We start from the raw sequence: 21567 nt of genomic DNA, 5'->3' as shown, positions 1-21567 counted from the left end.
GGCGAGGGACAGGATGAGGGTAAAATGATTAAGACTTTGTTGATTGCTCAAAGCGGCGCAGCAGCTGATTACCGCGCTCTACCGCAGAATCCAGCGCCTGCTGTGGGGTTTTCTTCCCGGTCCACACGCTTTCCAGCTCTTCATCTACGATGGTACGGATCTGCGGCATGTTCCCCAGACGCAGGCCTTTGGTGAACGGCAATGGCGGCTTGTTGAGCATCTGACGCGTCGCGATATCCGCGCCCGGGTTTTTGCTGTAGAAGCCCTGCTCGCGGGTCAGGTCATACGCGGCCGTGGTGATAGGCAGGTAGCCGGTTTTCTGATGCCATTCGGCGGCATTCTCTGGCTTCGCCAGGAAGTCGAGGAACTCGGCCACGCCCTTGTAGGTGCCCTTGTCTTTGCCCTGCATGACCCACAGGCTCGCCCCACCGATGATGGCGTTCTGCGGTGCGCCTTTCACGTCAGCATCGTAAGGCATCATGCCTACGCCGTAGTTGAATTTTGCGTAATGACGGATATCCGCCAGAGAGCCGGAAGAGGCGGTCGTAATCGCACAGTCACCGTTGTAGAACTTCTCGGTGGATTCGTCTTTACGCCCGAAGTAGCTGAAATCGCCCTTCTTGTTGAGATCGGCGAGCAGAGCGATGTGCTTCACCTGCTCTGGCTTGTTGAACTCCAGTACCGCGTCGGTGCCGTCGAAGCCGTTGTTTTTGGTGGCCACCGGCAGGCCGTGCCAGGCGCTGAAGTTTTCAATCTGGATCCAGCCCTGCCAGCCGCTGGCGTAGCCGCACTTCATCCCCGCCGCTTTCAGCTTAGCGGTGTACGCCGCCAGGTCCTGCCAGGTTTTTGGCGGTTGTTCCGGATCTAAACCGGCTTTCTTGAAGGCGTCTTTGTTGTAGTACAGCACCGGCGTGGAGCTGTTAAACGGCTGAGACAACAGATGACCGGTTTTGGAATCGGTGTAGTAACCCGCCACGGTCGGCACGAACTGCGATTCGTCGAAGTTGATACCTGCGTCTTTAAACACTTCGTAGACCGGTTTAATGGCTTTAGAGGCCATCATGGTCGCAGTACCGACTTCGTAAACCTGAAGCAGCGCAGGTGCATTACCGGTACGGAAAGCGGCAATGCCCGCGCTCAGGCTCTGCTCGTAGTTACCTTTGTACACCGGCACAATTTTGTAATCCGGATGGGTGTCGTTGAAACGCTGCGCCAGGGAGTCAACTTCTTTACCCAACTCCCCTTCCATGGAATGCCAGAACGGAATGGTGGTGACAGCCATTGCGTTCGCCGCAAAAGTCAGCCCCATTGCCAGACCCAAAGCTGTGTGTCGTAACGATGTCATTGTCATCTCTCTTATTGTGCCGGATGCGCGATATCACGCGTTTTTATGCTCGCGAGGTAACATGACATGCTCGAATGACAGAAAAATAACTGTTTCTTTACAGTGAGATGACAACAAAACGTCAGGCGGATGATGGTTGTGTGAAGGCGGTTGGGGTAAGTTCGGTGCGGTCTGGTACCCTGCATGAAAAAAGGCAACTGACGTTGCCTTTTTGCTTTTGCTTTTATCTAGCCGCCGAGATAGGCGCTTCGCACCGCTTCGTTTGCCAGCAGCGCGTCGCCGGTATCGGAGAGCACCACGTGGCCGTTTTCCAGCACGTAGCCGCGGTCGGCGAGCTTCAGCGCCTGGTTGGCGTTCTGTTCGACGAGGAAGATGGTCATCCCCTCTTTACGCAGCTGTTCGATGGTGTCGAAGATCTGCTGAATGATGATCGGCGCAAGACCGAGCGACGGTTCATCCAGCAGCAGTAAACGCGGCTGGCTCATCAGCGCGCGACCAATCGCCAGCATCTGCTGTTCACCACCGGACATCGTGCCGGCCCGCTGAATACGGCGCTCCCACAAACGCGGAAACAGCTCATAGACCCATTTGATGCGGGACTGGTACTGGTCGCGGTCGGCAAAGAAGCCGCCCATCGCAAGGTTCTCTTCCACCGTCATTCGTGAGAAGACGCGACGCCCTTCCGGGACAATCGCCACCGCTTCACGCATGATTCTGGCGGTTTGCCAGTCGGTAATATCTTTGCTATCAAAGACAATCCGCCCGCTGGTGGCGCGCGGGTCGCCGCACAGGGTGCCGAGCAGCGTGGTTTTACCCGCACCGTTCGCGCCAATCAGGGTGACGATTTCGCCCTGATTGATATGCAGGCTGACGTCGTGCAGCGCCTGTATCTTGCCGTAGTGAGCATTAACCTTGTCGAACGTTAACATCGCTTTTTCCATCTTATGCCTCACCCAGGTATGCACGGATCACGTCCGGGTTGTTGCGGATCTCTTCCGGCGTCCCGTTTGCCAGCGGCGTGCCCTGGTTCACCACGTAGATACGGTCAGAAATGCCCATCACCAGCTTCATATCATGCTCAATCAGCAGGATGGTGGTGTCGTGATGATCGCGCAGTTCGGCAATCAACTCGTCCAGCTCTTTGGTCTCTTTCGGGTTAAGCCCTGCCGCCGGTTCATCGAGCATCAGGATTTCTGGCTGCGTCACCATGCAGCGCACGATCTCCAGACGACGCTGGTCACCGTAGGCCAGGTTGCTGGCCTGACGGTTCGCATGCTGCAGCAGGCCGATACGGTCGAGCCAGGTGGCGGCGCGGTCGAGCGCTTCATCCTGAGCACGGCGGAAGGCCGGGGTTTTCAGCAGGCCAGAGAAAAGGCCGGTTTTGAGCTGCAGGTGTTGCGCCACCAGCAGGTTCTCTATCACCGTCATCTCGCGGAACAGACGCACGTGCTGGAAGGTTCGCACCACCCCCATGCGGGCAATCTGCTGGCCCGGAAGCCCTTCCAGATGCTGGTCGCGCAGCTTGATGGTGCCACCCGTCGGCTTGTAGAAACCGGTCAGGCAGTTAAAGACCGTGGTTTTCCCCGCGCCGTTAGGGCCAATCAGGGAGACAATCTCTTTCTTGTGCAGATCCAGATTCACGTTGTTGACGGCGAGCAGGCCGCCAAAACGCATCATCAGGCCGTTAACGGATAATAATGGCTGGCTCATGCCTGCTCTCCTTTCGCTTGCCCGTTTTTCAGCTTCAGCTGTGGACGGGTCATCGGCAGCAAGCCCTGCGGACGCCAGATCATCATCAGCACCATCAAACCACCCAGCATCAGCATGCTGTATTCGTTAAAGTCGCGCATCAGCTCACGGGAGACCACCAGCAGAATGGCCGCCAGGATAACGGCAAACTGCGAGCCCATACCGCCGAGCACCACAATCGCCAGTACAAAGGCAGATTCAGCAAAGGTAAACGATTCGGGGCTGACAAAGCCCTGACGCGCGGCAAACAGCGTACCGGCAAAACCGGCAAACGCGGCGCTGATGGTAAACGCAGTCAGCTTGATGCGGGTCGGGTTGAGGCCCAGTGAACGGCAGGCGATTTCATCTTCACGCAGCGCTTCCCACGCACGGCCCAGCGGCATACGCAGCAGACGGTTAATCACGAACAGGGTAAGCACCACCAGCAGCAGCGCCACCAGGTAGAGCCAAATCACCCGGTCGGACGGATCGTACTTCACGCCAAAGAAGTTGCTGAAGGTATCCCAGCCCCCTTCGCGAGCCGTACGGCTGAACTCCAGACCAAAGAAGGTCGGTTTCGGGATCTGGCTGATCCCGTTCGGGCCGCCGGTCACTTCGGTGTTGTTGAGCAGCAGGATACGCACGATTTCGCCGAAGCCTAAAGTCACAATCGCCAGATAGTCACCGCGCAGGCGTAAGACCGGGAAGCCCAGCAGGAAGCCCGCGGCGGCGGAGACCAGGCCCGCCAGCGGCAGACAGGTCCAGAAGCCGAGACCGTAATAGTGGTTCAGCAGCGCGAAGGTATAGGCCCCGATGGCGTAGAAACCACCGTAGCCCAGCACCAGCAGGCCAGACAGCCCCACCACTACGTTCAGGCCCAGACCGAGGATCACGTAGATCATGGTCAGGGTCGCGATATCGACCGTACCGCGAGAGACCACAAACGGCCACGCCACCGCAGCCACCAGCAGCGCCACGAAGAACAGCTTCTGCTTAACTGTTGAGCCGTCGAGAGCCGGCAGAACAAATTTCGGACCGGAGACACTTTTCAGCGTCTTCTGGAACACAGGACGCAGCATCTGGAACAGAAACACAACCGCGGTGCCAATGAATATCCACTGCCAGCGAATGTCGGCGGCGGTATCCACCACCAGTTTTGTGCCGTCCAGCTCTAACTGGACGCCCATAAAGACGCCTGCCAGCACGAAGAACATGGCGGCTGAGAGGAGCGCCATTGCGAAATGCATCGGTTTCATACTTTCTCTACCTCCGGACGACCCAGAATACCGGTAGGCATTACCAGCAGAACCAGAATCAGCAGGGCAAACGACACCACATCTTTATATTCCGTACTCAGATACGCGGAGGAGAGCGCTTCGGCCACGCCCAGGATCAGGCCGCCAATCATCGCGCCAGGAATACTGCCGATACCGCCCAGGACCGCCGCGGTGAAGGCTTTCATCCCGGCCATAAAGCCGATGTACGGGTTGATAACGCCGTAGAATTGCCCCAGCAGGACACCCGCGACCGCCGCCATCGCTGCCCCAATCACAAAGGTCAGGGCGATAACGCGGTCGGTGTTGATGCCAAGCAGGCTCGCCATCTTCAGATCTTCTGCGCAGGCACGGCAGGCGCGTCCCATACGCGAGTAGCGGATAAAGACCGTCAGGGCGAGCATTGCAACGAAGGTCACCACCCAGATCACCAGCTGCATGGTGGTGATAGAGGCAGAGAAGTTCTCGCTGGCACCGACCACCCACTGACCGTTGAACAGGCTTGGCAGCGCCACGTCGCGCGAGCCTTCCGTCAGGCTGACGTAGTTTTGCAGGAAGATCGACATCCCGATGGCGGAGATCAGCGCAATCAGGCGTTTGGAGCTACGCACCGGCCGGTACGCCACGCGTTCAATGCTCCAGCCATAGGCGCTGGCAATCACAATCGCGCCGACAAACCCGGCGGCGACCAGCAGCCAGCTGCTGTCGATACCCATCATCATCAGGGCGGCGATAATCATAAAGGAGACATAGCTACCGATCATGTAGACCTCGCCGTGGGCGAAGTTAATCATGCCGATAATGCCGTAAACCATCGTGTAGCCGATGGCGATCAGCGCGTAGGTGCTTCCCAGCGTGACGCCGTTAAACATCTGCTGCAGGAAATAGAGAAACTGCTCGGACATATGCAAACCTTTTTATACCCGCCCGGCGGTCCGGGCGGTGGGATAATTATTTGGCGACCGAGGACGAACCGTCGGCGTGCCACTTAAAGACACCAAACTCAAATCCCTTCAGATCGCCTTTCTCATCCCAGTTCAGCGGCCCAATCACGGTGTTCGCCCCGTGTGCTTTTAAATCTTTCACCAGATCCAGCGGTTCTTTGCTGCCGGTGCGATCCAGCGCGGTTGCCAGAGACTGCACCGCCGCGTAGGTGATCCAGACGTACGGACCACTTGGATCTTTCTTCTGCGCCTTGAGCGCGTCTACGATAGCCTTGTTCGCAGGATCCTGGTCATAGCGTTTTGGCATCGTCACCAGCATTCCTTCGCCTGCGTCCCCGGCGATGTTCGACAGGGAGGCGTTACCGACGCCTTCTGGCCCCATAAACTGGGTTTTCAGCCCGACCGAACGCGCCTGACGCAGCATCTGACCCATTTCCGGGTAGTAGCCGCCGTAGTAAACAAAATCGATATTCTCTTTTTGCAGACGGGCGATCAGCGCGGAGAAATCTTTCTCGCCAGCGGTGATGCCATCAAAGAAGACGATATTCGCGCCGCCTTTTTTCAGCCCGTCCTGAACGGAACGCGCCAGGCCTTCACCATACTGCTGTTTGTCATGAATAATGGCGATGCGCGTCGGCTTGACGGTGTCGAGGATGTATCGGGCGGCGGTTGGTCCCTGAGACGAGTCCAGACCGGCAGTACGCATGATGTGCTGATAACCGCGCTGAGTCAGTTCAGGGTTGGTTGCGCCCGGGGTAATCATCAGAATGCCTTCGTCTTCGTAGATATCAGACGCAGGCTGGGTGGACGACGAGCACAGGTGGCCAATCACGTACTGGATGCCATCGTTCACGATTTTGTTAGCGACCGCGACGGCCTGTTTGGGATCGCAGGCGTCGTCATATTCCACGCCAACCAGCTTGTCGCCTTTGATGCCGCCTTTGGCGTTGATGTCTTTGATTGCCTGGCGAGCACCGTTGAACTCCATATCCCCCCACTGGGCAACAGGACCGGACATCGCACCCACTACAGCAACCTTAATATCTTCCGCCATGGCTGCATGCGAAATCGCCAATGCAACCATCCCCGCGAGTAACGTCTTCGCGTTCCTTTTCATCTCTGAATCCCCATTCGTGATGTCGTGTATATATTTTGTTTTATTATGGTTAAAAAGCATTCTGTACTTTTAATGCACAACGCTATTTTTACCAGCGCCTTTAATGGTTTAGCGCAGTTTTTTCATAAAAACCAGACTAAAATCTCTATTTTTCAGGCGATTAAGCAAAGATAATATTCTGAAACAAGGCAGAGATAAACAAATAAAATTGCAGTTTGCAGCATAAAATAACGGTACAAAGCGCCGAATAATTCACTGCCATTCAGGTTAAAATTCTGCTTATTTTTCGATCCATGTGTTTTCAAACTGCCCTTCGCGCTGCCAAAAAACTAATCACCTGGTGAGCCGTAATAAAAAGAGGAAGCCGCTGAGGGAATAAATTGAGTACACTGCCCCTACTCAATTTGATTTGGACAAGCAGCTAATGAAACTGACTATCGTGCGTCTGGTGACCTTTAGCGACCAGGATCATATCGACCTGGGCAAGATCTGGCCGGAATATTCCCCTTCGTCGCTCCGTGTCGATGAGACACACCGCATCTACGCCGCGCGCTTTAACGAGCGTCTGCTCGCCGCGGTTCGCGTGACCCTGAGCGGCACCGAAGGGGCGCTGGACTCACTGCGCGTACGTGACGTGACCCGTCGTCGCGGTGTGGGGCAGTATTTAATTGAAGAGATAATCCGTGAAAACCCGAACGTCACCTCCTGGTGGATGGCCGACGTGGGCGTGGAAGACCGCGGTGTGATGGCGGCGTTTATGCAGGCGTTAGGGTTTACGGCGCAGGAGAACGGGTGGGAGAAACGTCAGGTTTGCTGAATGCCGCCTGATGCCCTCACCCCGCCCCTCTCCCACAGGAGAGGGTGAAAATACTAAAACGGCAACCGAAAGGTTGCCGTTTGCTTTTATTTGGCGTCGGTCGCCGTTCCGTTAGCATGCCAGTCAAACACGCCGAACTCGAAGCCTTTCAGATCGCCCTTCGCATCCCAGGAAAGCGGACCCATCACGGTATCGACAGAGTGGGCTTTCAGCCAGGTGGCAATCTCAGCCGGATCGGCTGACTGGTTCAGACCCGCCTGCAGAGACTGCAGCGCAGCGTAGGTGGTCCAGACGAACGCGCCGCTTGGATCCTGTTTCTTCGCCTTGATGGCATCTACGATCGGTTTGTTCGCAGGCACCTGGTCGTAGTTCTTCGGTTTGGTCACCAGCAGGCCTTCAGCAGACTCACCGGCGATGTTAGACAGGGAAACGTTCGCAACCCCTTCCGGACCCATAAACTGGGTTTTCAGGCCGGCCGCACGTGCCTGACGCAGGATCTGGCCCATTTCAGGGTGATAGCCACCGTAGTAAACGAAATCAATATTCTCTTTCTTCAGACGTGCCACCAGAGTGGAGAAGTCTTTCTCACCGGCGGTGATACCGTCGAAGAAGACCACATTGGCATTGCCTTTCTTCAGACCATCCTGCACGGCACGCGCCAGACCTTCACCATACTGCTGTTTGTCGTGAACAATCGCGATACGCTTCGGCTTCACGTTGTCCAGAATGTATTTTGCCGCGGTTGGGCCCTGGTCTGAATCCAGACCGGTGGTACGCAGGGTCAGCTTATAGCCACGTGCGGTCAGCTCCGGCGCCGTTGCAGCCGGGGTGATCATCAGAATGCCTTCGTCTTCGTAGATATCAGACGCGGGCTGCGTGGAAGAGGAGCACAGGTGACCGATAACGTATTTGATTCCGTCGTTCACCACTTTGTTCGCCACGGCAACCGCTTGTTTCGGGTCACAGGCATCATCATATTTTACGATCTGCAGTTTTTCGCCCTTGATGCCGCCCTTAGCATTAATGTCTGCAACCGCCTGTTCTGCGCCGGTAAATTCCTGGTCGCCGTACTGTGCTACCGGACCGGACATCGCGCCCACGACAGCCACTTTAATATCGGCCTGTGCCATCGTGCTGAATGCCAACGCAATACATCCTGCCAGTAACGCTTTACCCTTCATATTCATCCTGAGATTCCCCATTATTATGGTTATTACGATTGTCGTGATGTTGTTGTGTAGCGCTTTATTTCAGTTATAGGTATGACAGTCGCGCTTTTTCAGCATACTCTGCTAAAACATACCCCATTTTTATGATTTTGGAATAGCTAATTTGAAATGAATATATGATAAGCCCGGCAGGGATCACCGCCGGGCCAGGGCTTTAACGTGTCAGCGACGCGGAGATAATATCCAGCGCTTTACGGAACTGAACTTCGGGGATGGTAAGCGGATAGAGGAAACGGATAACGTTGCCGTACACGCCGCAGCTCAGCAGCAATAGACCTTCCTGTAACGCACGCTCCTGGACCTGACGCGTGAATTCCGGCGACGGCAGCCCGGTTTGCGGGTCGTTAAACTCCACCGCCACCATTGAGCCCTGGGCACGAATATCAGCGATAAACGGACAGTCGCCCTTCGCTTTGTTCAGCACTTCCACCAGATGATGGCCAAGATGCGCCGCGCGCGTGCAGAGATCCTCTTCATCAATCACATCCAGCACGGCATGGGCTGCGGCAATCGCCAGCGGGTTGCCGGCGTAAGTCCCGCCCAGCCCGCCAGGAGCGGGGGCATCCATCACTTCCGCCCGGCCAGAGACCGCCGAGAGCGGCATCCCGCCGGCCAGGCTTTTCGCCATGGTGATCAAATCCGGCTTCACGCAATGGTGTTCCATCGAGAACAGCTTGCCGGTTCGCGCAAAGCCACTTTGCACTTCGTCAGCAATCAGCAAAATTCCGTGCGTATCGCACAGTTCGCGCAGGGCCTGCATAAAATCGGCGGGGGCAATGTTGAATCCCCCCTCCCCCTGAACCGGTTCCAGGATAATGGCCGCCACCTGGTCCGGCGCAATGTCGGCTTTGAAGATGCGTTCGAGGCTTTTTAACGCTTCTGCCGTGCTGACGCCGTACAGATCATTTGGATAGTGTGCGTGATAAACCGATCCTGGAAACGGACCGAAACCGAGTTTGTACGGCGCCACTTTCCCCGTCAACGCCATCGTCATAAAGGTACGGCCGTGGAAGGCACCGCCAAAGGCGATCAGGCCAGGACGACGGGTATACGCGCGGGCAATTTTTACCGCGTTTTCGACCGCCTCTGCTCCCGTAGAGAAGAAAGCCGTTTTGGCAGGCCCATCAACGGGTACACGTTGGTTGATACGCTCGGCAAGCGCCACATAGCCTTCGTACGGGACAATCTGATATGCCGTATGGGTAAATGCGTGGAGTTGTTTTTCGATGGCGGCAATAACTTTTGGATGCCGATGGCCGGTATTCAGCACCGCAATCCCGGCGGCGAAGTCGATATACTCGTTACCCTCGACGTCCCACACCGTGGCATTTTCGGCTTTATCGGCGTAGAAGTTACACATCACGCCGATACCGCGCGGCGTCGCCTGCAAACGCCGGTCATTCAGTTCACTGTTTTTCACCCTGTCCCCCTGAGAAAGTCACCTGCTTAGCGCATCTGTAAGTGTTTGCCAGGGGGAGGGAATTCGCCAGAGCGGGAGATAAAAAAACAAAACCCCCGAATTTGCATTCGAGGGTTATCGGGGACATCGCGGAAATTACGCTTCGATAGCGGCGCGAAGTTTTTTCATGGCGTTCTTTTCAAGCTGACGCACACGTTCAGCGGAGACGCCGTAGCGGTCGGCCAGCTCCTGCAGCGTGGACTTGTTGTCTTCGTCCAGCCAGCGGGCGCGGATAATATCCTGGCTACGTTCGTCGAGGCCTTCCATTGCTGAAGTCAGCTTGTTCGCGGCCTGATCTTCCCAGTTATCCTCTTCAATGCCGTCAGCAAAGTTAGAGGTTTTATCCTGCAGATACAGAACCGGTGCCATTGGCTGGCTGTCAGAGCCGTCGTCGTCGGAGGACATATCGAAGGTCATGTCCTGCGCGGCCATACGGGATTCCATCTCACGCACGTCTTTGCTGGATACGCCCAGCTCGCGCGCCACCATTTCAACTTCATCCTGATTGAACCAGCCCAGACGCTGCTTGGTTTTACGCAGGTTGAAGAACAGTTTACGTTGCGCTTTTGTCGTGGCGACTTTCACGATACGCCAGTTGCGCAGCACGTATTCATGAATTTCTGCTTTGATCCAGTGCACGGCGAAGGAGACCAGTCGCACACCCACTTCCGGGTTGAAGCGACGTACAGCCTTCATCAGACCGATGTTACCTTCCTGAATCAAGTCCGCCTGCGGCAGGCCATAGCCCGCATAATTACGAGCAATGTGAACAACAAAGCGCAGGTGAGACAGGATCAGCTTTTTCGCTGCTTCCAGATCGCCCTGGTAATGCAGCTTTTCAGCAAGCTCCTTTTCTTCCTCGGCCGTTAACATCGGCCAGGTGTTCGCAGCCCGGATATAAGATTCCAGGTTACCAACAGGGGCTAAAGCTAAAGTTTGCATTTCTTTGGTCATTCATTCCTCTCAATGTTTCTTCTGGTCCAGGCTGTCCCCATCAGGCAACAACCATGCCAAAGCGTTTGAGCCACGAGATTAGCATTCACTCTTTTATCAGACAGTGATTTTATCCACAAGTTCCAGGTGCAACGGTGAATAAATTACGCACAAATTGTGACATGGAGATGATAACAGGGGAAGAGACAACAGGGACGCTTTCCCTGCAGAGCGAACATCTCGGTGCAGGGAAAGATTATATCACGCTTTTATTAGTCGGGAGTAAAGTGACGTAAATGTTGCACGGTTGCCAGCCATGCTGCCACCCAGCCGATCATCGAGCACACCAGCAGCAGTAACAGGCACTCATCGAACCCTAAGCCGCTGATATCAAACTTCGTTCCGAAAACCTGCGCCACCTCGGTTACGGCAGAGGACAGCCGCATCACCAAAATTTCTGACAATATCAGTGAAAGAAATGCGCCGGAAAAACCGAGCAATGCGCCGCCGTACAGGAACGGACGCAGGATGAAGCCATCCGTCGCACCAATCAGTTTCTGCACGTTGATGGTGTCGCGACGCGCGAAAATGCTCAGGCGCACGCTGTTACCGATGACGAGGAAGACCGCCGCCACCATCAGCACACCAATCATCGCCGCCACGCGCCCTACCAGCCCGGTCAGCGCAGCAAGACGCGCAAACCAGCTGTCATCCATGCGCACTTCATCAATCCCGTTGATACGGGTGATGCGGTCACGCAGGGTGTTGAGCGAATCGGTCCCCTGGAAATCGAGTTTCGGGATCACCACCGCCACGGCCGGGAGGGGGTTCTCTTCAAGCATGTCCAGCGCACCGCCAAAGCCTGACCAGTTACGGAACTCACCCAGGGCTTCTTCACGAGAGAGATAATTCACTTTCTCTACGCCCTGTTCGGCCTGGATTTGCCCCACAACCTGCGCCGCCGCGTTATCGTCGAGCGCCTTATCCAGATAGACCGTGATCTGCGGAGAAGGATAGTACTGCGACGCCGCCTGGTTAACGTTTTTATAGACCATGTAGCAGACGCTTGGCAGCGTCAGGGAGATGGCAATCACCATCACCGTCAGGAACGTCGCCAGCGGTTTGCTTTTCAGGTCCTGCAGCGCACCGTGGAAGGCATAACGCACCTGCTCGTTGAACACGTTGGTTTTGCGGGAGTTCGGGTTAGGCGCCGCTTTCGCACGCTTTGGCGCATTACGATTGCCGTCACCGCCGCCCTGCGGCTTACGGAAGCGGTCAAACCGGTTTCCGAACTGCCGAATCTGGTTTATTGCATCACGCTTATTCACCGAGGCCTCCGTGCAAATGACCGTCGCTCAGGGTCAGCATGCGGTACGAACGACGGGAAATCAGCCCGATGTCGTGCGTCGCCATCAATACCGTCACCCCAACGCGGTTAAATTCCTCAAACAGACGCAAAATCCCTTCTGACAGGGCGTCGTCCAGGTTACCGGTCGGTTCATCCGCCAGCAGTACCGCAGGTTTGTTCACCACCGCACGGGCAATCCCCACACGCTGCTGTTCACCGCCAGACAGCTGGATCGGGAAGTTCTTCGCTTTGTCCAGCAGCCCGACTTTATCCAGCGCCGCAGAGACGCGACGACGGATATCATCATAGCTGGCACCGGCAATAATCAGCGGAATGGCCACGTTATCGAAAACGGTGCGATCCATCAGCAGGTGGTGGTCCTGGAAAATCATGCCAATCTGACGACGCAGGAACGGCACCTCACGGTTTTTCAGACGGCTAATATCATGGCCGCTGAACCAGATTTTCCCGGCGCTCGGCCGCTCGATCCCACAGATAAGCTTGAGCAGGGTACTTTTCCCCGCGCCGGAATGGCCGGTCAGGAATGCCATCTCGCCTGGCTGCAGGTGGAATGTCACCCCCTGCAGCGCTTGTCTCCCACCGAGATAGGCCTTGCTGACGTGTTCAAAGCGAATCATTGTTAGTCCTCTCGGGCAAATAGTGCCTCAATAAAGTCGTCCGCTTTAAACGGACGTAAATCCTCAATACGCTCGCCCACACCGATGTAACGGATAGGAATATTGAACTGATCGGCCACGGAGAAGATCACCCCGCCTTTCGCGGTGCCGTCCAGTTTGGTCAGCGTGATCCCGGTCAGCCCTACCGCTTCATGGAACAGCTTCGCCTGGCTGATGGCGTTCTGTCCGGTGCTGGCATCAATGGTCAGCATAATTTCATGCGGTGCCTCTTCGTCCAGCTTCTTCATGACGCGGACGATTTTCTTCAACTCTTCCATCAGGTGCGCTTTGTTCTGCAAACGCCCTGCGGTATCGGCAATCAGCACATCCACGTTACGCGACTTCGCCGCCTGAATAGCGTCAAAGATAACGGAGGCGGAATCCGCACCGGTATGCTGCGCAATCACCGGGATGTTGTTACGCTGGCCCCAGACCTGCAGCTGCTCAACCGCCGCCGCACGGAAGGTATCACCTGCCGCCAGCATTACCGATTTGCCCTGCTGCTCAAACTGTCGCGCCAGCTTGCCGATGGTGGTGGTTTTCCCCACACCGTTCACGCCAACCATCAGAATAACAAATGGCGTTTTGCCTTCAATATTAAGCGGTTCGTCAACTTTTGCGAGGATTTCGCCCATCTCGTCTTTCAGCAGACCGTACAGCGCTTCGGCGTCACGCAGCGCCTTGCGGCTCGCCCCTTCGGTCAGACTGGCGATGATCTTACGGGTTGTTTCCACCCCAACGTCGGCGATCAGCAGTTGCTCTTCCAGCTCTTCAAAGAGATCGTCGTCGATCTTCTTGCCGCGGAACAGACTGATAAATCCGGAACCTAAGTTTTCTTTGGTTTTGAGCAGGCTACGCTTCAGGCGGGCGAAGAAACCTTCTTTGGTGGGTTTTTCCTGCTCCTGAGCAACCTCTTCACCCTGCTCTGGTTGCGCTTCCACCGGCACGACGATAACCGCTTCTTCCGCCGCGTCTGCCGCCAGCGCCTGGGCTTCCAGCTCTTCGTCGGTAAGCGCTGGCTCGTCTTGTGCTTCTTCTTCCACCGCCTCAACAATTTCGACGGTTTCTGCCTCGGCCTGCCACTCCTGCGCTGAAACCTCTTCGGCTTTCACCTCTTCCGGCAGCGGCAACGTTTCATGCTCGATAATCGCCTGCGGCGTATCGATAACGTCTTCTACCACAACGGGTTCTGGCTTCTCGCTTTCCTGAACCTGTTCGGTAACTTCCACCACCTCTTCAGCAAAGGCTTCGGTCTCTTCTTTGCTGTGCGCGTGCTCTTCCGCGTCGACAACGGCGGCAGTTTCTACCGGCGTTTCAGGCTGAGACTGCTCTTCAACGGCTTGTTGTTCTTCGGTTTTCTGCTCTGTTTCTTGCTCTTTTTCACCGAAGCCCAGCCAGGAAAAGAAGCCACGTTTTTTTTGTTTTGCCATCTGCGACTACACTCCTCGCGGCGCTATATACATGGAAGCTAAAAAAATGATGAAATAGTCTAACACTTTACTTAATTGACATCACCGCCCGCAATCGCAGGCCAATTGTTAACAGAGCTTTCCAGAGATGAAGAAAACCAACCGCGCCCCAGCCGGTCAAATTCGTATTATCGGCGGCCAGTGGCGAGGCCGGAAATTACCGGTGCCGGATAGCCCCGGACTACGCCCAACCACGGACCGCGTACGCGAAACGCTGTTTAACTGGCTGGCCCCCTCAATGGTGGATGCCCACTGCCTGGACTGCTTCGCGGGCAGCGGCGCGCTGGGTCTGGAGGCGCTGTCGCGCTATGCCGCCAGCGCCACGCTGCTGGAAATGGAGCGCGGCGTTGCGCAGACGTTGCAGCAAAATCTGGCAACGCTGAAAGCGACCAACGCCAAAGTAGTGAATACCAACACACTGAGCTTCCTCGCGCAAAAGGGCACGCCGCACAACGTGGTGTTTGTCGACCCGCCGTTCCGCAAGGGGCTGCTGGAGGAGACGTTATCCCTGCTGGAAAACAACGGCTGGCTGGCGGATGACGCGTTAATCTACGTCGAAAGCGAAGTCGAAAATGGTTTACCGCCGGTCCCGGTACACTGGGATCTGCACCGAGAAAAAGTGGCAGGTCAGGTCGCTTATCGTCTGTATCACCGTCAGGCACAAGGAGAATCCAATGCCAGTACTGATTAATGTGGGACGTTTGTTGATGCTGGGCGTCTGGGCATTTCTGCTCCTCAATCTGGTGCACCCGTTCCCGCGCCCGATGAACATCTTTGTGAACGTGGCCTTTATCTTTACCACCTTCATGCACGCCCTGCAGATGGTGATGCTGAAAAACGGCCTGCCAAAAGACGGTCCGCAGATGACCGGCTGGCAGCAGCTGCGCGTGTTTATTTTTGGCGTATTTGAACTGCTGGTGTGGATGAAGAAATTTAAGGCCCAGGCGAAGAAGTAAGGCGCCTCAAGCCTCAGCTGACCCCTCTCCCTGCGGGAGAGGGAACATTACCGATCTGGCGTAAACCCTTCAAACCGCGACCCTTTGTAACTCAGAATCCCTTTTTCTCCCACCGTCAGTTGATGGTACTGCTGCGCCTCCAGACGGTAGGTCATCTCCAGCCCGCCGGTTTCCGGCTTAAAGCTCGCTTCATAGCGCATGGTGGCTCCCGCCGGCGTAACCTGCTGCTGGCGCGAGCGTCGGTCATTGAGGGCTTTCTCGCGTTTATTGCTTACCACCACGCGTTTTTGCATCAACGGCGCGGCATCGTTGTCCGCCTTCTCACGGCGCTGCTGCACGAAACGAAAGGAGGCGGCAATGACGATAATCGCCACCACAATAACGAAAAAAAGCGGCATCTTGCTCATTCAAAAATCCCATCAGATTATACGGAATTCAGGATACCTTGCCTTCCCCGGCATTGCCAAACGCCTGCCCCCATCACTACACTGAATAAGAAACTGATTATTCAGACTCAACAGTTACAGGGAGTTAATATGCTTTGGTCATTTATCGCTGTCTGTTTTTCCGCATGGCTTTACGTCGATGCATCCTATCGCGGCCCTGCCTGGCAGCGATGGTTGTTTAAACCCGTCACGCTGTTGTTACTCCTGCTGCTTGCCTGGCAAGCGCCCATGTTTAACGCCGTCAGCTATCTGGTTCTTGCCGGTCTGTGTGCGTCCCTGATTGGTGATGCCTTAACCCTGCTGCCGCGACAGCGCCTGCTGTATGCCGTTGGGGCATTTTTCCTGTCGCATCTGCTTTATACCATTTACTTCGCCAGCCAGATGACGCTCTCCTTCTTCTGGCCGCTGCCGCTGGTGCTGCTGGTCATTGGCGCGCTGCTGATCGCGGTGATCTGGACGCGTCTGGAAGAGATGCGCTTGCCTGTCTGCACGTTTATCGCCATGACGCTGGTGATGGTATGGCTGGCGGGTGAACTGTGGTTCTTCCGTCCGACGGCACCGGCAATGTCCGCGTTCTTTGGTGCCACGCTGCTGTTACTCGGGAATATCGTCTGGCTGGGCAGCCACTATCGTCGCCGCTTCCGTGCGGATAACGCGATTGCCGCCGCCTGCTACTTTGCCGGGCACTTCCTGATTGTGCGTTCGCTGTATATCTAAATAAGCCTTGACTCTGGAGTCGACTCCAGAGTGTATGCTGCGGTTAATGAGAAAATTATCATTACCGGAGACTGCCATGTCGACTCCAGAAACACCTAAAAAAGTTCCACAATTCTCGGCACTTAAGCTCAGCCCCGTTCCCGCGAAGGACGACTGCTGCTGCGACGGCGCATGCGAAACGCAAAACACGCTGCCGCTCCCGGAAAGCGCAAACCGCTACAGCTGGGTGGTCAACGGTATGGACTGCGCGGCCTGCGCCCGTAAAGTCGAAAACGCGGTAAAACAGGTCCCCGGCGTCAGCCACGTCCAGGTGCTCTTCGCCACCGAGAAGCTGCTGGTCAGCGCCGATAATGACATCAGCACGCTGGTTGAAGCCGCCGTCAGTAAGGCCGGTTACAGCCTGCGCAGCGAAACCGCACCTGTCGAAAAGACGTCAGCCCTGCGAGAAAACCTGCCCATTATCACCCTTGTCATCATGATGGCCCTGAGCTGGGGTCTGGAGCAATTTAACCACCCGTTCGGTAACCTGGCGTTCATCGCCACAACGCTTGTCGGACTGTTCCCGATTGCCCGTCAGGCCGTGCGGCTGATGAAAAGCGGAAGCTGGTTCGCCATCGAAACGCTGATGAGCGTGGCGGCGATCGGCGCGTTGTTTATTGGCGCGACGGCGGAAGCGGCCATGGTGCTGCTGCTGTTCTTAATTGGCGAGCGCCTTGAGGGCTGGGCGGCGAGTCGGGCACGGAAAGGGGTCAGCGCGCTGATGGCGCTGAAACCGGAAACCGCAACGCGGGTGACGGGCAGCGAACGCCAGACGGTGGCTATTAACACGCTGCGCCCGGGTGATGTGATTGAGGTCGCCGCCGGCGGGCGTCTGCCTGCGGACGGTGAACTGCTTACCGCCACGGCGAGTTTCGATGAAAGTGCCCTCACCGGCGAGTCGATTCCGGTTGAACGCTCAGCGGGCGAGAAAGTGCCTGCAGGCGCCACCAGCGTCGATCGTCTGGTGCAACTCACGGTCCTCTCCGGGCCGGGTGAGAGCGCCATCGACCGTATCCTGAAGCTGATTGAAGAGGCCGAGGAGCGTCGCGCACCCGTTGAGCGCTTTATCGATCGCTTCAGCCGGATCTACACCCCCGCCATCATGCTGGTCGCCCTGCTGGTGACAATTATTCCACCGCTGTTCCTGGGCGCAGCCTGGGAAGGCTGGGTTTATAAAGGTCTGACGTTGCTGCTGATTGGTTGCCCGTGCGCGCTGGTGATCTCCACGCCGGCAGCCATTACCTCCGGCCTGGCGGCCGCGGCGCGTCGTGGAGCGCTGATTAAAGGCGGTGCGGCGCTGGAGCAGCTGAGCCAGGTGCAACATATCGCCTTCGATAAAACCGGTACGCTGACGGTGGGTAAACCGCAGGTCACGGGCATTTATCCTCAGGAGGTCAGTGAAAACACGCTGCTCACCCTGGCCGCTGCCGTCGAACAAGGCTCCACCCACCCGCTGGCACAGGCAATAGTCCGCGAAGCGCAGTCGCGTGGGCTGGACATCCCTGCCGCCACCGCACAGCGGGCGCTGGTCGGGTCCGGGATTGAAGCCGACGTTGAAGGGAATAACGTCCTGATCGTTGCCGCGAATACGTTTCCGGCGGCCGGGCTGAGCCAGCCAGTCCAGGCGCTGGAACAGGCCGGGCAAACCGTGGTGATGGTGGTGCAAAACGGCGTGGCGATAGGGATGCTGGCACTGCGTGACACCCTGCGTGACGATGCAAAAGACGCCGTCGCCGCGCTGCATCAACTGGGCGTGCAGGGGGTGATCCTCACCGGGGATAACCCGCGAGCCGCGGCAGCGATTGCCGGTGAGCTGGGGCTGGCGTTTAAAGCCGGGTTATTGCCTGCGGATAAAGTGCGCGCCGTAACGGAACTGAACAACCATGCACCGCTGGCAATGGTGGGTGACGGCATCAACGATGCCCCGGCGATGAAAGCCGCCACCATTGGCATTGCAATGGGCAGCGGCACCGACGTGGCGCTGGAAACCGCCGACGCGGCGCTCACCCACAACCGCCTGACCGGGCTGGCGCAGATGATTGCTCTGGCGCGCGCCACGCGGGCCAATATCCGTCAGAACATCGGGATTGCGCTGGGCCTGAAGGGGATTTTCCTGGTCACCACGCTGCTCGGTATAACCGGCCTGTGGCTGGCGGTGCTGGCGGATACCGGCGCAACGGTACTGGTGACGGCGAACGCGCTCCGCTTATTACGTCGACAATAACACAAGATGCCCTCTCCCACCGGGAGAGGGCGGAAAACGGCGTTACTGCATCCCTAACACGCGCGGCAGCCACAGCGAGATGGCTGGGATGTACGTCACCATCGCCAGCACCACCAGCAGCATGCCGTAAAACGGCAGCATCGCGCGCACCACATGCTCGATTTTCTGTTTACTTACCGCGCTCGCCACAAACAGCACCGAACCGACCGGCGGCGTAATCAGCCCGATCCCCAGGTTCACCATCATGATCATCCCAAAATGCACCGGATCGATGCCCAGCGAATTGGTCACCGGCAACAGCACAGGCGTCAGGATCAGGATGATCGGTGCCATGTCCATTAACGTGCCGATCAGCAGCAGCATGATGTTGAGATACATCAGGATCACGTACTTGTTATCGGAGAGCGAGGTGAAGAACTCGGTGATACGGCTCGGGAGCTGCATGTAGGTCATCACCGCGCCAAACGCCGCCGCAAAGCCAATCAGTATCATCACGATGGTGACGGTTTTCACCGTCCTGCACATCAGCTTCGGCAGCTCGTTCCACTTGTAGTCCCGGTAGATAAACATGGTGACAAAGAACGCCCACAGACAGGCCACGGCAGCGGATTCCGTTGCGGTAAATATCCCGGACAGTATCCCGCCGAGAATAATCACTACAGTCATCAGCCCCCACAGCGCGTCCAGCGTGATTTTCAGCGCCTGCTTAAAGGGAATTTTTTCCCCTTTCGGGTAGCCACGTTTGCGGGCAAAGCCCAGACACATTGCCATCAGGCTTACGCCGAGCAGCAGCCCTGGCAGCACCCCCGCGATAAACAGCGTCGCGATAGAGACCGTTCCGCCTGCCGCGAGGGAATAAATTACCGAGTTGTGGCTGGGCGGGATCAAAATCGCCTGTACCGATCCGCTGGCGGTCACCGCCGCCGCATAATCGCGCGGATAGCCCTTCTTCTCCATCTCCGGGATCATTACGCTGCCAATGGAGGCCGTATCCGCCACCGACGAGCCGGAAATCGCGCCGAAGAACGTGGAGGCCACAATATTCACCAGCGACAGCCCACCGCGAATAAAGCCAACAAACACGTAGGCGAAATTGACCAGCCGTCGGGCAATCCCCCCTTCCGCCATAATCGCACCCGCGAGAATAAAGAAGGGGATCGCCAGCAGCGTGAATTTATTCACCCCGCTGGTTATCTGAATCATCAGCGCCTCGAGGGGTAAATCTATCCACAATGCGCCCGCGACGGCGCTTAGCCCGACGGCAAAGGCCACCGGCATCCCCAGCGCCAGCAAAATGGCGAGGGTGAATAACAAAACAAATGCATCCATTGTTCACCCCTTAACTGTGGTTGCCGATCAGCACGACGGGACGGTTTTCCTGCGAGCCAAACAGCAGGCGCTCAATCACAAACAGGATCAGAACGGCAGAGCCCACCGGCAGCGGCAGATAGCTCTCGCCGGAGGTCATGACCGGAAATTCGGCGACCGGTTGCTCCCAGAGTTCGACGCACAGCCAGTAGCTGTACCAGAACATCAGGCCAGCAATCAGCAGCATCAGCAGATCAACGGCCCGTGCGCAGACGGATTTTAACGGCCCGGGCAGCCGGTCGGTGAGCATATTCACCGCAATGTGCGAACCGGCACGGTAGCTGACCGCCGCGCCGATAAAGGTGAAGGTCACCATGCAGATGATGGCAACCGGCTCCGGCCAGGATTCACCGCGGTTAAGCACATAGCGCGAAAAAATGCCGATGGGGATCACAATCGTCATCACCAGCAGCGAAATGCCCGCCACGGCCATCGCCAGCAGGTAGAGACGGTCCATCCACTTCAGATAGAGTTCGGACATACGTACTCCGGTTACTTGACGTCAGCGATGGCTTTCATCAGATCCTGATGCTTTTCGCCATACTGGGCGCGCACCGGCTCTGTGGCTTTGATAAATACCGTTTTGTCGATCTCGTGGAACTGCACCCCGCCAGCCTTCATTTTTTCCAGCGCCTGGGCGTTATAGGCTTCCCACAACTTACGTTGTTCAAACTGGGCTTCACGGGCCAGGGTCAGGATCTTTTTCTGCTCGTCGGCGCTGAGTTTGTCCCACTTCACTTTTGAGTAGAGCAGCATTTCCGGGGTGATAAAGTGGCCGCTGAGGGTGTAGTTTTTGGCGACTGGCATATAGTTATGCGCGACATAGGTCGGTGGATTATTCTCCGCGCCGTCAATCACGCCGGTTTGCATTCCGCTGTAAACTTCGCTTACCCCCATTGCCACCGCGTTAGCGCCCATATCTTTCAGCGTCGCCAGCGCCACCGGACTGCCCTGTACGCGGATTTTCTTCCCTTTCAGATCGTCGGGTTTAACAATCGGATCTTTGGTGATCAGGTTGCGGGTGCCGGAGTCCATCCAGCCGAGGAACACCAGTCGTGATTTCGGGTTGGCAGTTAGCTTATCGCCAATTTGCTTGCCGATATCCCCGTCGATCACTTTGTGCATGTGGTCTTCATCGCGGAAAACGTAGGGCAGCGTGAAGACTTCGATATCGGGCAGGATGGCCGCCACCGGCGCCATCGAGACGCGGATCATATCGATCGCCCCCATCTGCGCCTGCTCAATCATCTGTTTTTCATCCCCCAGCACGCCGCCGGGGAAGACCTTAATCTCCAGCTTGCCGTCGGTTTGTTGTTTGAGTTTTTCACCCATTTGCTGAACCGCCACCACGTTCGGGTAGCCTTCAGGGTGCACATCGGCGGCTTTGATGGTTTGCGCAGCGACGGAGCAGGTAAAAGCGGAGAGGCACAGGGCGGCCAGTAACGGCTTGAGGGTCGTTTTCATCGGGTCAACTCCA

The 21567-nt window shown here is 56.6% G+C and carries 21 protein-coding genes; 5 read left to right on the top strand and 16 right to left on the bottom strand.

All coding sequences use genetic code 11. The features are described 5' to 3' along the window. Positions 1-28 precede the first annotated feature (28 nt). The 6 genes from ugpB to livK all read right to left on the bottom strand — a co-directional run bounded on the left by ugpB (position 29) and on the right by livK (position 6408). Positions 29-1345, bottom strand: coding sequence for a sn-glycerol-3-phosphate ABC transporter substrate-binding protein UgpB (gene ugpB / locus QRN24_RS18895; RefSeq protein ID WP_032679132.1), 1317 nt, complete (start codon positions 1343-1345; stop codon positions 29-31). Positions 1346-1572: 227 nt separating this feature from the next. Continuing rightward, positions 1573-2286: a high-affinity branched-chain amino acid ABC transporter ATP-binding protein LivF gene (gene livF, locus QRN24_RS18890; protein WP_032679133.1), complete on the bottom strand. Its 714-nt coding sequence runs from the start codon at positions 2284-2286 to the stop codon at positions 1573-1575. A gap of 1 nt (position 2287) precedes the next feature. Then, positions 2288-3055, bottom strand: coding sequence for a high-affinity branched-chain amino acid ABC transporter ATP-binding protein LivG (livG, locus tag QRN24_RS18885; RefSeq protein WP_014172002.1), 768 nt, complete (start codon positions 3053-3055; stop codon positions 2288-2290). Then, positions 3052-4329 carry a branched chain amino acid ABC transporter permease LivM gene (gene livM, locus QRN24_RS18880; protein ID WP_014172003.1) on the bottom strand — a complete coding sequence of 426 codons (1278 nt, stop codon included), beginning with the start codon at positions 4327-4329 and terminating at the stop codon, positions 3052-3054. Before livM ends, livG begins: the two co-directional genes overlap by 4 nt. Beyond that, entirely contained in the window at positions 4326-5252 is a 927-nt protein-coding gene (gene livH, locus QRN24_RS18875; protein WP_020884547.1) for a high-affinity branched-chain amino acid ABC transporter permease LivH, read from the bottom strand. Before livH ends, livM begins: the two co-directional genes overlap by 4 nt. Before the next feature lie 46 nt (positions 5253-5298). After that, entirely contained in the window at positions 5299-6408 is a 1110-nt protein-coding gene (gene livK / locus QRN24_RS18870; RefSeq protein ID WP_049022901.1) for a high-affinity branched-chain amino acid ABC transporter substrate-binding protein LivK, read from the bottom strand. Between the two features lie 424 nt (positions 6409-6832). On the opposite strand from livK, the gene panM reads away from it, so the two are divergent. After that, a complete protein-coding gene (gene panM / locus QRN24_RS18865) occupies positions 6833-7225 on the top strand; it encodes an aspartate 1-decarboxylase autocleavage activator PanM (RefSeq protein WP_020884545.1) in 393 nt (130 codons plus the stop codon). A gap of 86 nt (positions 7226-7311) precedes the next feature. On the opposite strand, the gene livJ is transcribed toward panM, so the two are convergent. The 6 genes from livJ to ftsY form a co-directional block, all read right to left on the bottom strand. Continuing rightward, complete coding sequence (gene livJ / locus QRN24_RS18860) at positions 7312-8412, bottom strand: branched chain amino acid ABC transporter substrate-binding protein LivJ (protein WP_074148115.1); 1101 nt, start codon at positions 8410-8412, stop codon at positions 7312-7314. Positions 8413-8608: 196 nt separating this feature from the next. After that, a complete protein-coding gene (locus tag QRN24_RS18855) occupies positions 8609-9874 on the bottom strand; it encodes a 4-aminobutyrate--2-oxoglutarate transaminase (RefSeq protein WP_032679136.1) in 1266 nt (421 codons plus the stop codon). A 135-nt stretch (positions 9875-10009) separates the two neighbouring features. Further along, positions 10010-10867: an RNA polymerase sigma factor RpoH gene (gene rpoH, locus QRN24_RS18850; RefSeq protein ID WP_014172011.1), complete on the bottom strand. Its 858-nt coding sequence runs from the start codon at positions 10865-10867 to the stop codon at positions 10010-10012. Between the two features lie 251 nt (positions 10868-11118). Beyond that, a complete protein-coding gene (gene ftsX / locus QRN24_RS18845; RefSeq protein WP_284942964.1) occupies positions 11119-12174 on the bottom strand; it encodes a permease-like cell division protein FtsX in 1056 nt (351 codons plus the stop codon). Continuing rightward, entirely contained in the window at positions 12167-12832 is a 666-nt protein-coding gene (gene ftsE / locus QRN24_RS18840; protein WP_014172013.1) for a cell division ATP-binding protein FtsE, read from the bottom strand. Before ftsE ends, ftsX begins: the two co-directional genes overlap by 8 nt. 2 nt (positions 12833-12834) lie before the next feature. Beyond that, positions 12835-14301 carry a signal recognition particle-docking protein FtsY gene (ftsY, locus tag QRN24_RS18835; protein ID WP_044857784.1) on the bottom strand — a complete coding sequence of 489 codons (1467 nt, stop codon included), beginning with the start codon at positions 14299-14301 and terminating at the stop codon, positions 12835-12837. A gap of 127 nt (positions 14302-14428) precedes the next feature. Between ftsY and rsmD the strand changes: the two genes are divergently transcribed. Further along, entirely contained in the window at positions 14429-15031 is a 603-nt protein-coding gene (gene rsmD / locus QRN24_RS18830; RefSeq protein WP_032679141.1) for a 16S rRNA (guanine(966)-N(2))-methyltransferase, read from the top strand. After that, positions 15015-15296: a DUF1145 family protein gene (locus QRN24_RS18825; RefSeq protein WP_014172016.1), complete on the top strand. Its 282-nt coding sequence runs from the start codon at positions 15015-15017 to the stop codon at positions 15294-15296. Before rsmD ends, QRN24_RS18825 begins: the two co-directional genes overlap by 17 nt. Positions 15297-15343: 47 nt before the next feature. Here QRN24_RS18825 and QRN24_RS18820 read toward each other — a convergent pair whose 3' ends face one another. Continuing rightward, complete coding sequence (locus QRN24_RS18820) at positions 15344-15703, bottom strand: DUF2500 domain-containing protein (RefSeq protein WP_032679142.1); 360 nt, start codon at positions 15701-15703, stop codon at positions 15344-15346. 129 nt (positions 15704-15832) lie between these two features. On the opposite strand from QRN24_RS18820, the gene QRN24_RS18815 reads away from it, so the two are divergent. Together QRN24_RS18815 and zntA are read left to right on the top strand one after the other, a co-directional pair. Further along, the gene (locus tag QRN24_RS18815) at positions 15833-16459 is read left to right on the top strand and encodes a lysoplasmalogenase (RefSeq protein ID WP_014172018.1); all 627 of its coding nucleotides are present in this window, start codon (positions 15833-15835) and stop codon (positions 16457-16459) included. A 76-nt stretch (positions 16460-16535) separates the two neighbouring features. Then, positions 16536-18722 (top strand): Zn(II)/Cd(II)/Pb(II) translocating P-type ATPase ZntA, encoded by a 2187-nt coding sequence (gene zntA / locus QRN24_RS18810; protein WP_032679143.1) that lies wholly within the window; start codon positions 16536-16538, stop codon positions 18720-18722. A gap of 42 nt (positions 18723-18764) precedes the next feature. On the opposite strand, the gene QRN24_RS18805 is transcribed toward zntA, so the two are convergent. Genes QRN24_RS18805 through QRN24_RS18795 form a run of 3 tightly spaced genes read right to left on the bottom strand, consistent with a single transcriptional unit; the run spans position 18765 to position 21554 of the window. Next, on the bottom strand, positions 18765-20051 hold the full coding sequence (locus tag QRN24_RS18805; RefSeq protein ID WP_014172020.1) for a TRAP transporter large permease: 1287 nt from the start codon (positions 20049-20051) through the stop codon (positions 18765-18767). Between the two features lie 10 nt (positions 20052-20061). Continuing rightward, positions 20062-20571, bottom strand: coding sequence for a TRAP transporter small permease (locus QRN24_RS18800; RefSeq protein WP_032679144.1), 510 nt, complete (start codon positions 20569-20571; stop codon positions 20062-20064). An 11-nt stretch (positions 20572-20582) separates the two neighbouring features. Further along, positions 20583-21554, bottom strand: a complete 972-nt coding sequence (locus tag QRN24_RS18795; RefSeq protein ID WP_032679145.1) for a TRAP transporter substrate-binding protein — start codon at positions 21552-21554, stop codon at positions 20583-20585. Positions 21555-21567: the final 13 nt, after the last annotated feature.

The sequence above is a fragment of the Enterobacter sp. MEB024 genome, assembly GCF_030209635.1.
Taxonomy (GTDB): Bacteria; Pseudomonadota; Gammaproteobacteria; order Enterobacterales; family Enterobacteriaceae; genus Enterobacter; species Enterobacter ludwigii.
Note: the sequence above shows the minus strand (reverse complement) of the source record. Positions and strands in the feature narration are given on the sequence as shown.

What these genes read in the sequence shown, in the direction of transcription:
- QRN24_RS18820 (WP_032679142.1), bottom strand. Translation starts at nt 15,703, where the DNA reads ATGAGCAAGATGCCGCTTTTTTTCGTTATTGTGGTGGCGATTATCGTC.
- ftsY (WP_044857784.1), bottom strand. Translation starts at nt 14,301, where the DNA reads ATGGCAAAACAAAAAAAACGTGGCTTCTTTTCCTGGCTGGGCTTCGGT.
- livM (WP_014172003.1), bottom strand. Translation starts at nt 4,329, where the DNA reads ATGAAACCGATGCATTTCGCAATGGCGCTCCTCTCAGCCGCCATGTTC.
- QRN24_RS18815 (WP_014172018.1), top strand. Translation starts at nt 15,833, where the DNA reads ATGCTTTGGTCATTTATCGCTGTCTGTTTTTCCGCATGGCTTTACGTC.
- panM (WP_020884545.1), top strand. Translation starts at nt 6,833, where the DNA reads ATGAAACTGACTATCGTGCGTCTGGTGACCTTTAGCGACCAGGATCAT.
- ugpB (WP_032679132.1), bottom strand. Translation starts at nt 1,345, where the DNA reads ATGACATCGTTACGACACACAGCTTTGGGTCTGGCAATGGGGCTGACT.
- QRN24_RS18825 (WP_014172016.1), top strand. Translation starts at nt 15,015, where the DNA reads ATGCCAGTACTGATTAATGTGGGACGTTTGTTGATGCTGGGCGTCTGG.
- livF (WP_032679133.1), bottom strand. Translation starts at nt 2,286, where the DNA reads ATGGAAAAAGCGATGTTAACGTTCGACAAGGTTAATGCTCACTACGGC.
- rsmD (WP_032679141.1), top strand. Translation starts at nt 14,429, where the DNA reads ATGAAGAAAACCAACCGCGCCCCAGCCGGTCAAATTCGTATTATCGGC.
- livG (WP_014172002.1), bottom strand. Translation starts at nt 3,055, where the DNA reads ATGAGCCAGCCATTATTATCCGTTAACGGCCTGATGATGCGTTTTGGC.
- zntA (WP_032679143.1), top strand. Translation starts at nt 16,536, where the DNA reads ATGTCGACTCCAGAAACACCTAAAAAAGTTCCACAATTCTCGGCACTT.
- QRN24_RS18795 (WP_032679145.1), bottom strand. Translation starts at nt 21,554, where the DNA reads ATGAAAACGACCCTCAAGCCGTTACTGGCCGCCCTGTGCCTCTCCGCT.
- livH (WP_020884547.1), bottom strand. Translation starts at nt 5,252, where the DNA reads ATGTCCGAGCAGTTTCTCTATTTCCTGCAGCAGATGTTTAACGGCGTC.
- ftsE (WP_014172013.1), bottom strand. Translation starts at nt 12,832, where the DNA reads ATGATTCGCTTTGAACACGTCAGCAAGGCCTATCTCGGTGGGAGACAA.
- QRN24_RS18800 (WP_032679144.1), bottom strand. Translation starts at nt 20,571, where the DNA reads ATGTCCGAACTCTATCTGAAGTGGATGGACCGTCTCTACCTGCTGGCG.
- livK (WP_049022901.1), bottom strand. Translation starts at nt 6,408, where the DNA reads ATGAAAAGGAACGCGAAGACGTTACTCGCGGGGATGGTTGCATTGGCG.
- livJ (WP_074148115.1), bottom strand. Translation starts at nt 8,412, where the DNA reads ATGAATATGAAGGGTAAAGCGTTACTGGCAGGATGTATTGCGTTGGCA.
- QRN24_RS18805 (WP_014172020.1), bottom strand. Translation starts at nt 20,051, where the DNA reads ATGGATGCATTTGTTTTGTTATTCACCCTCGCCATTTTGCTGGCGCTG.
- rpoH (WP_014172011.1), bottom strand. Translation starts at nt 10,867, where the DNA reads ATGACCAAAGAAATGCAAACTTTAGCTTTAGCCCCTGTTGGTAACCTG.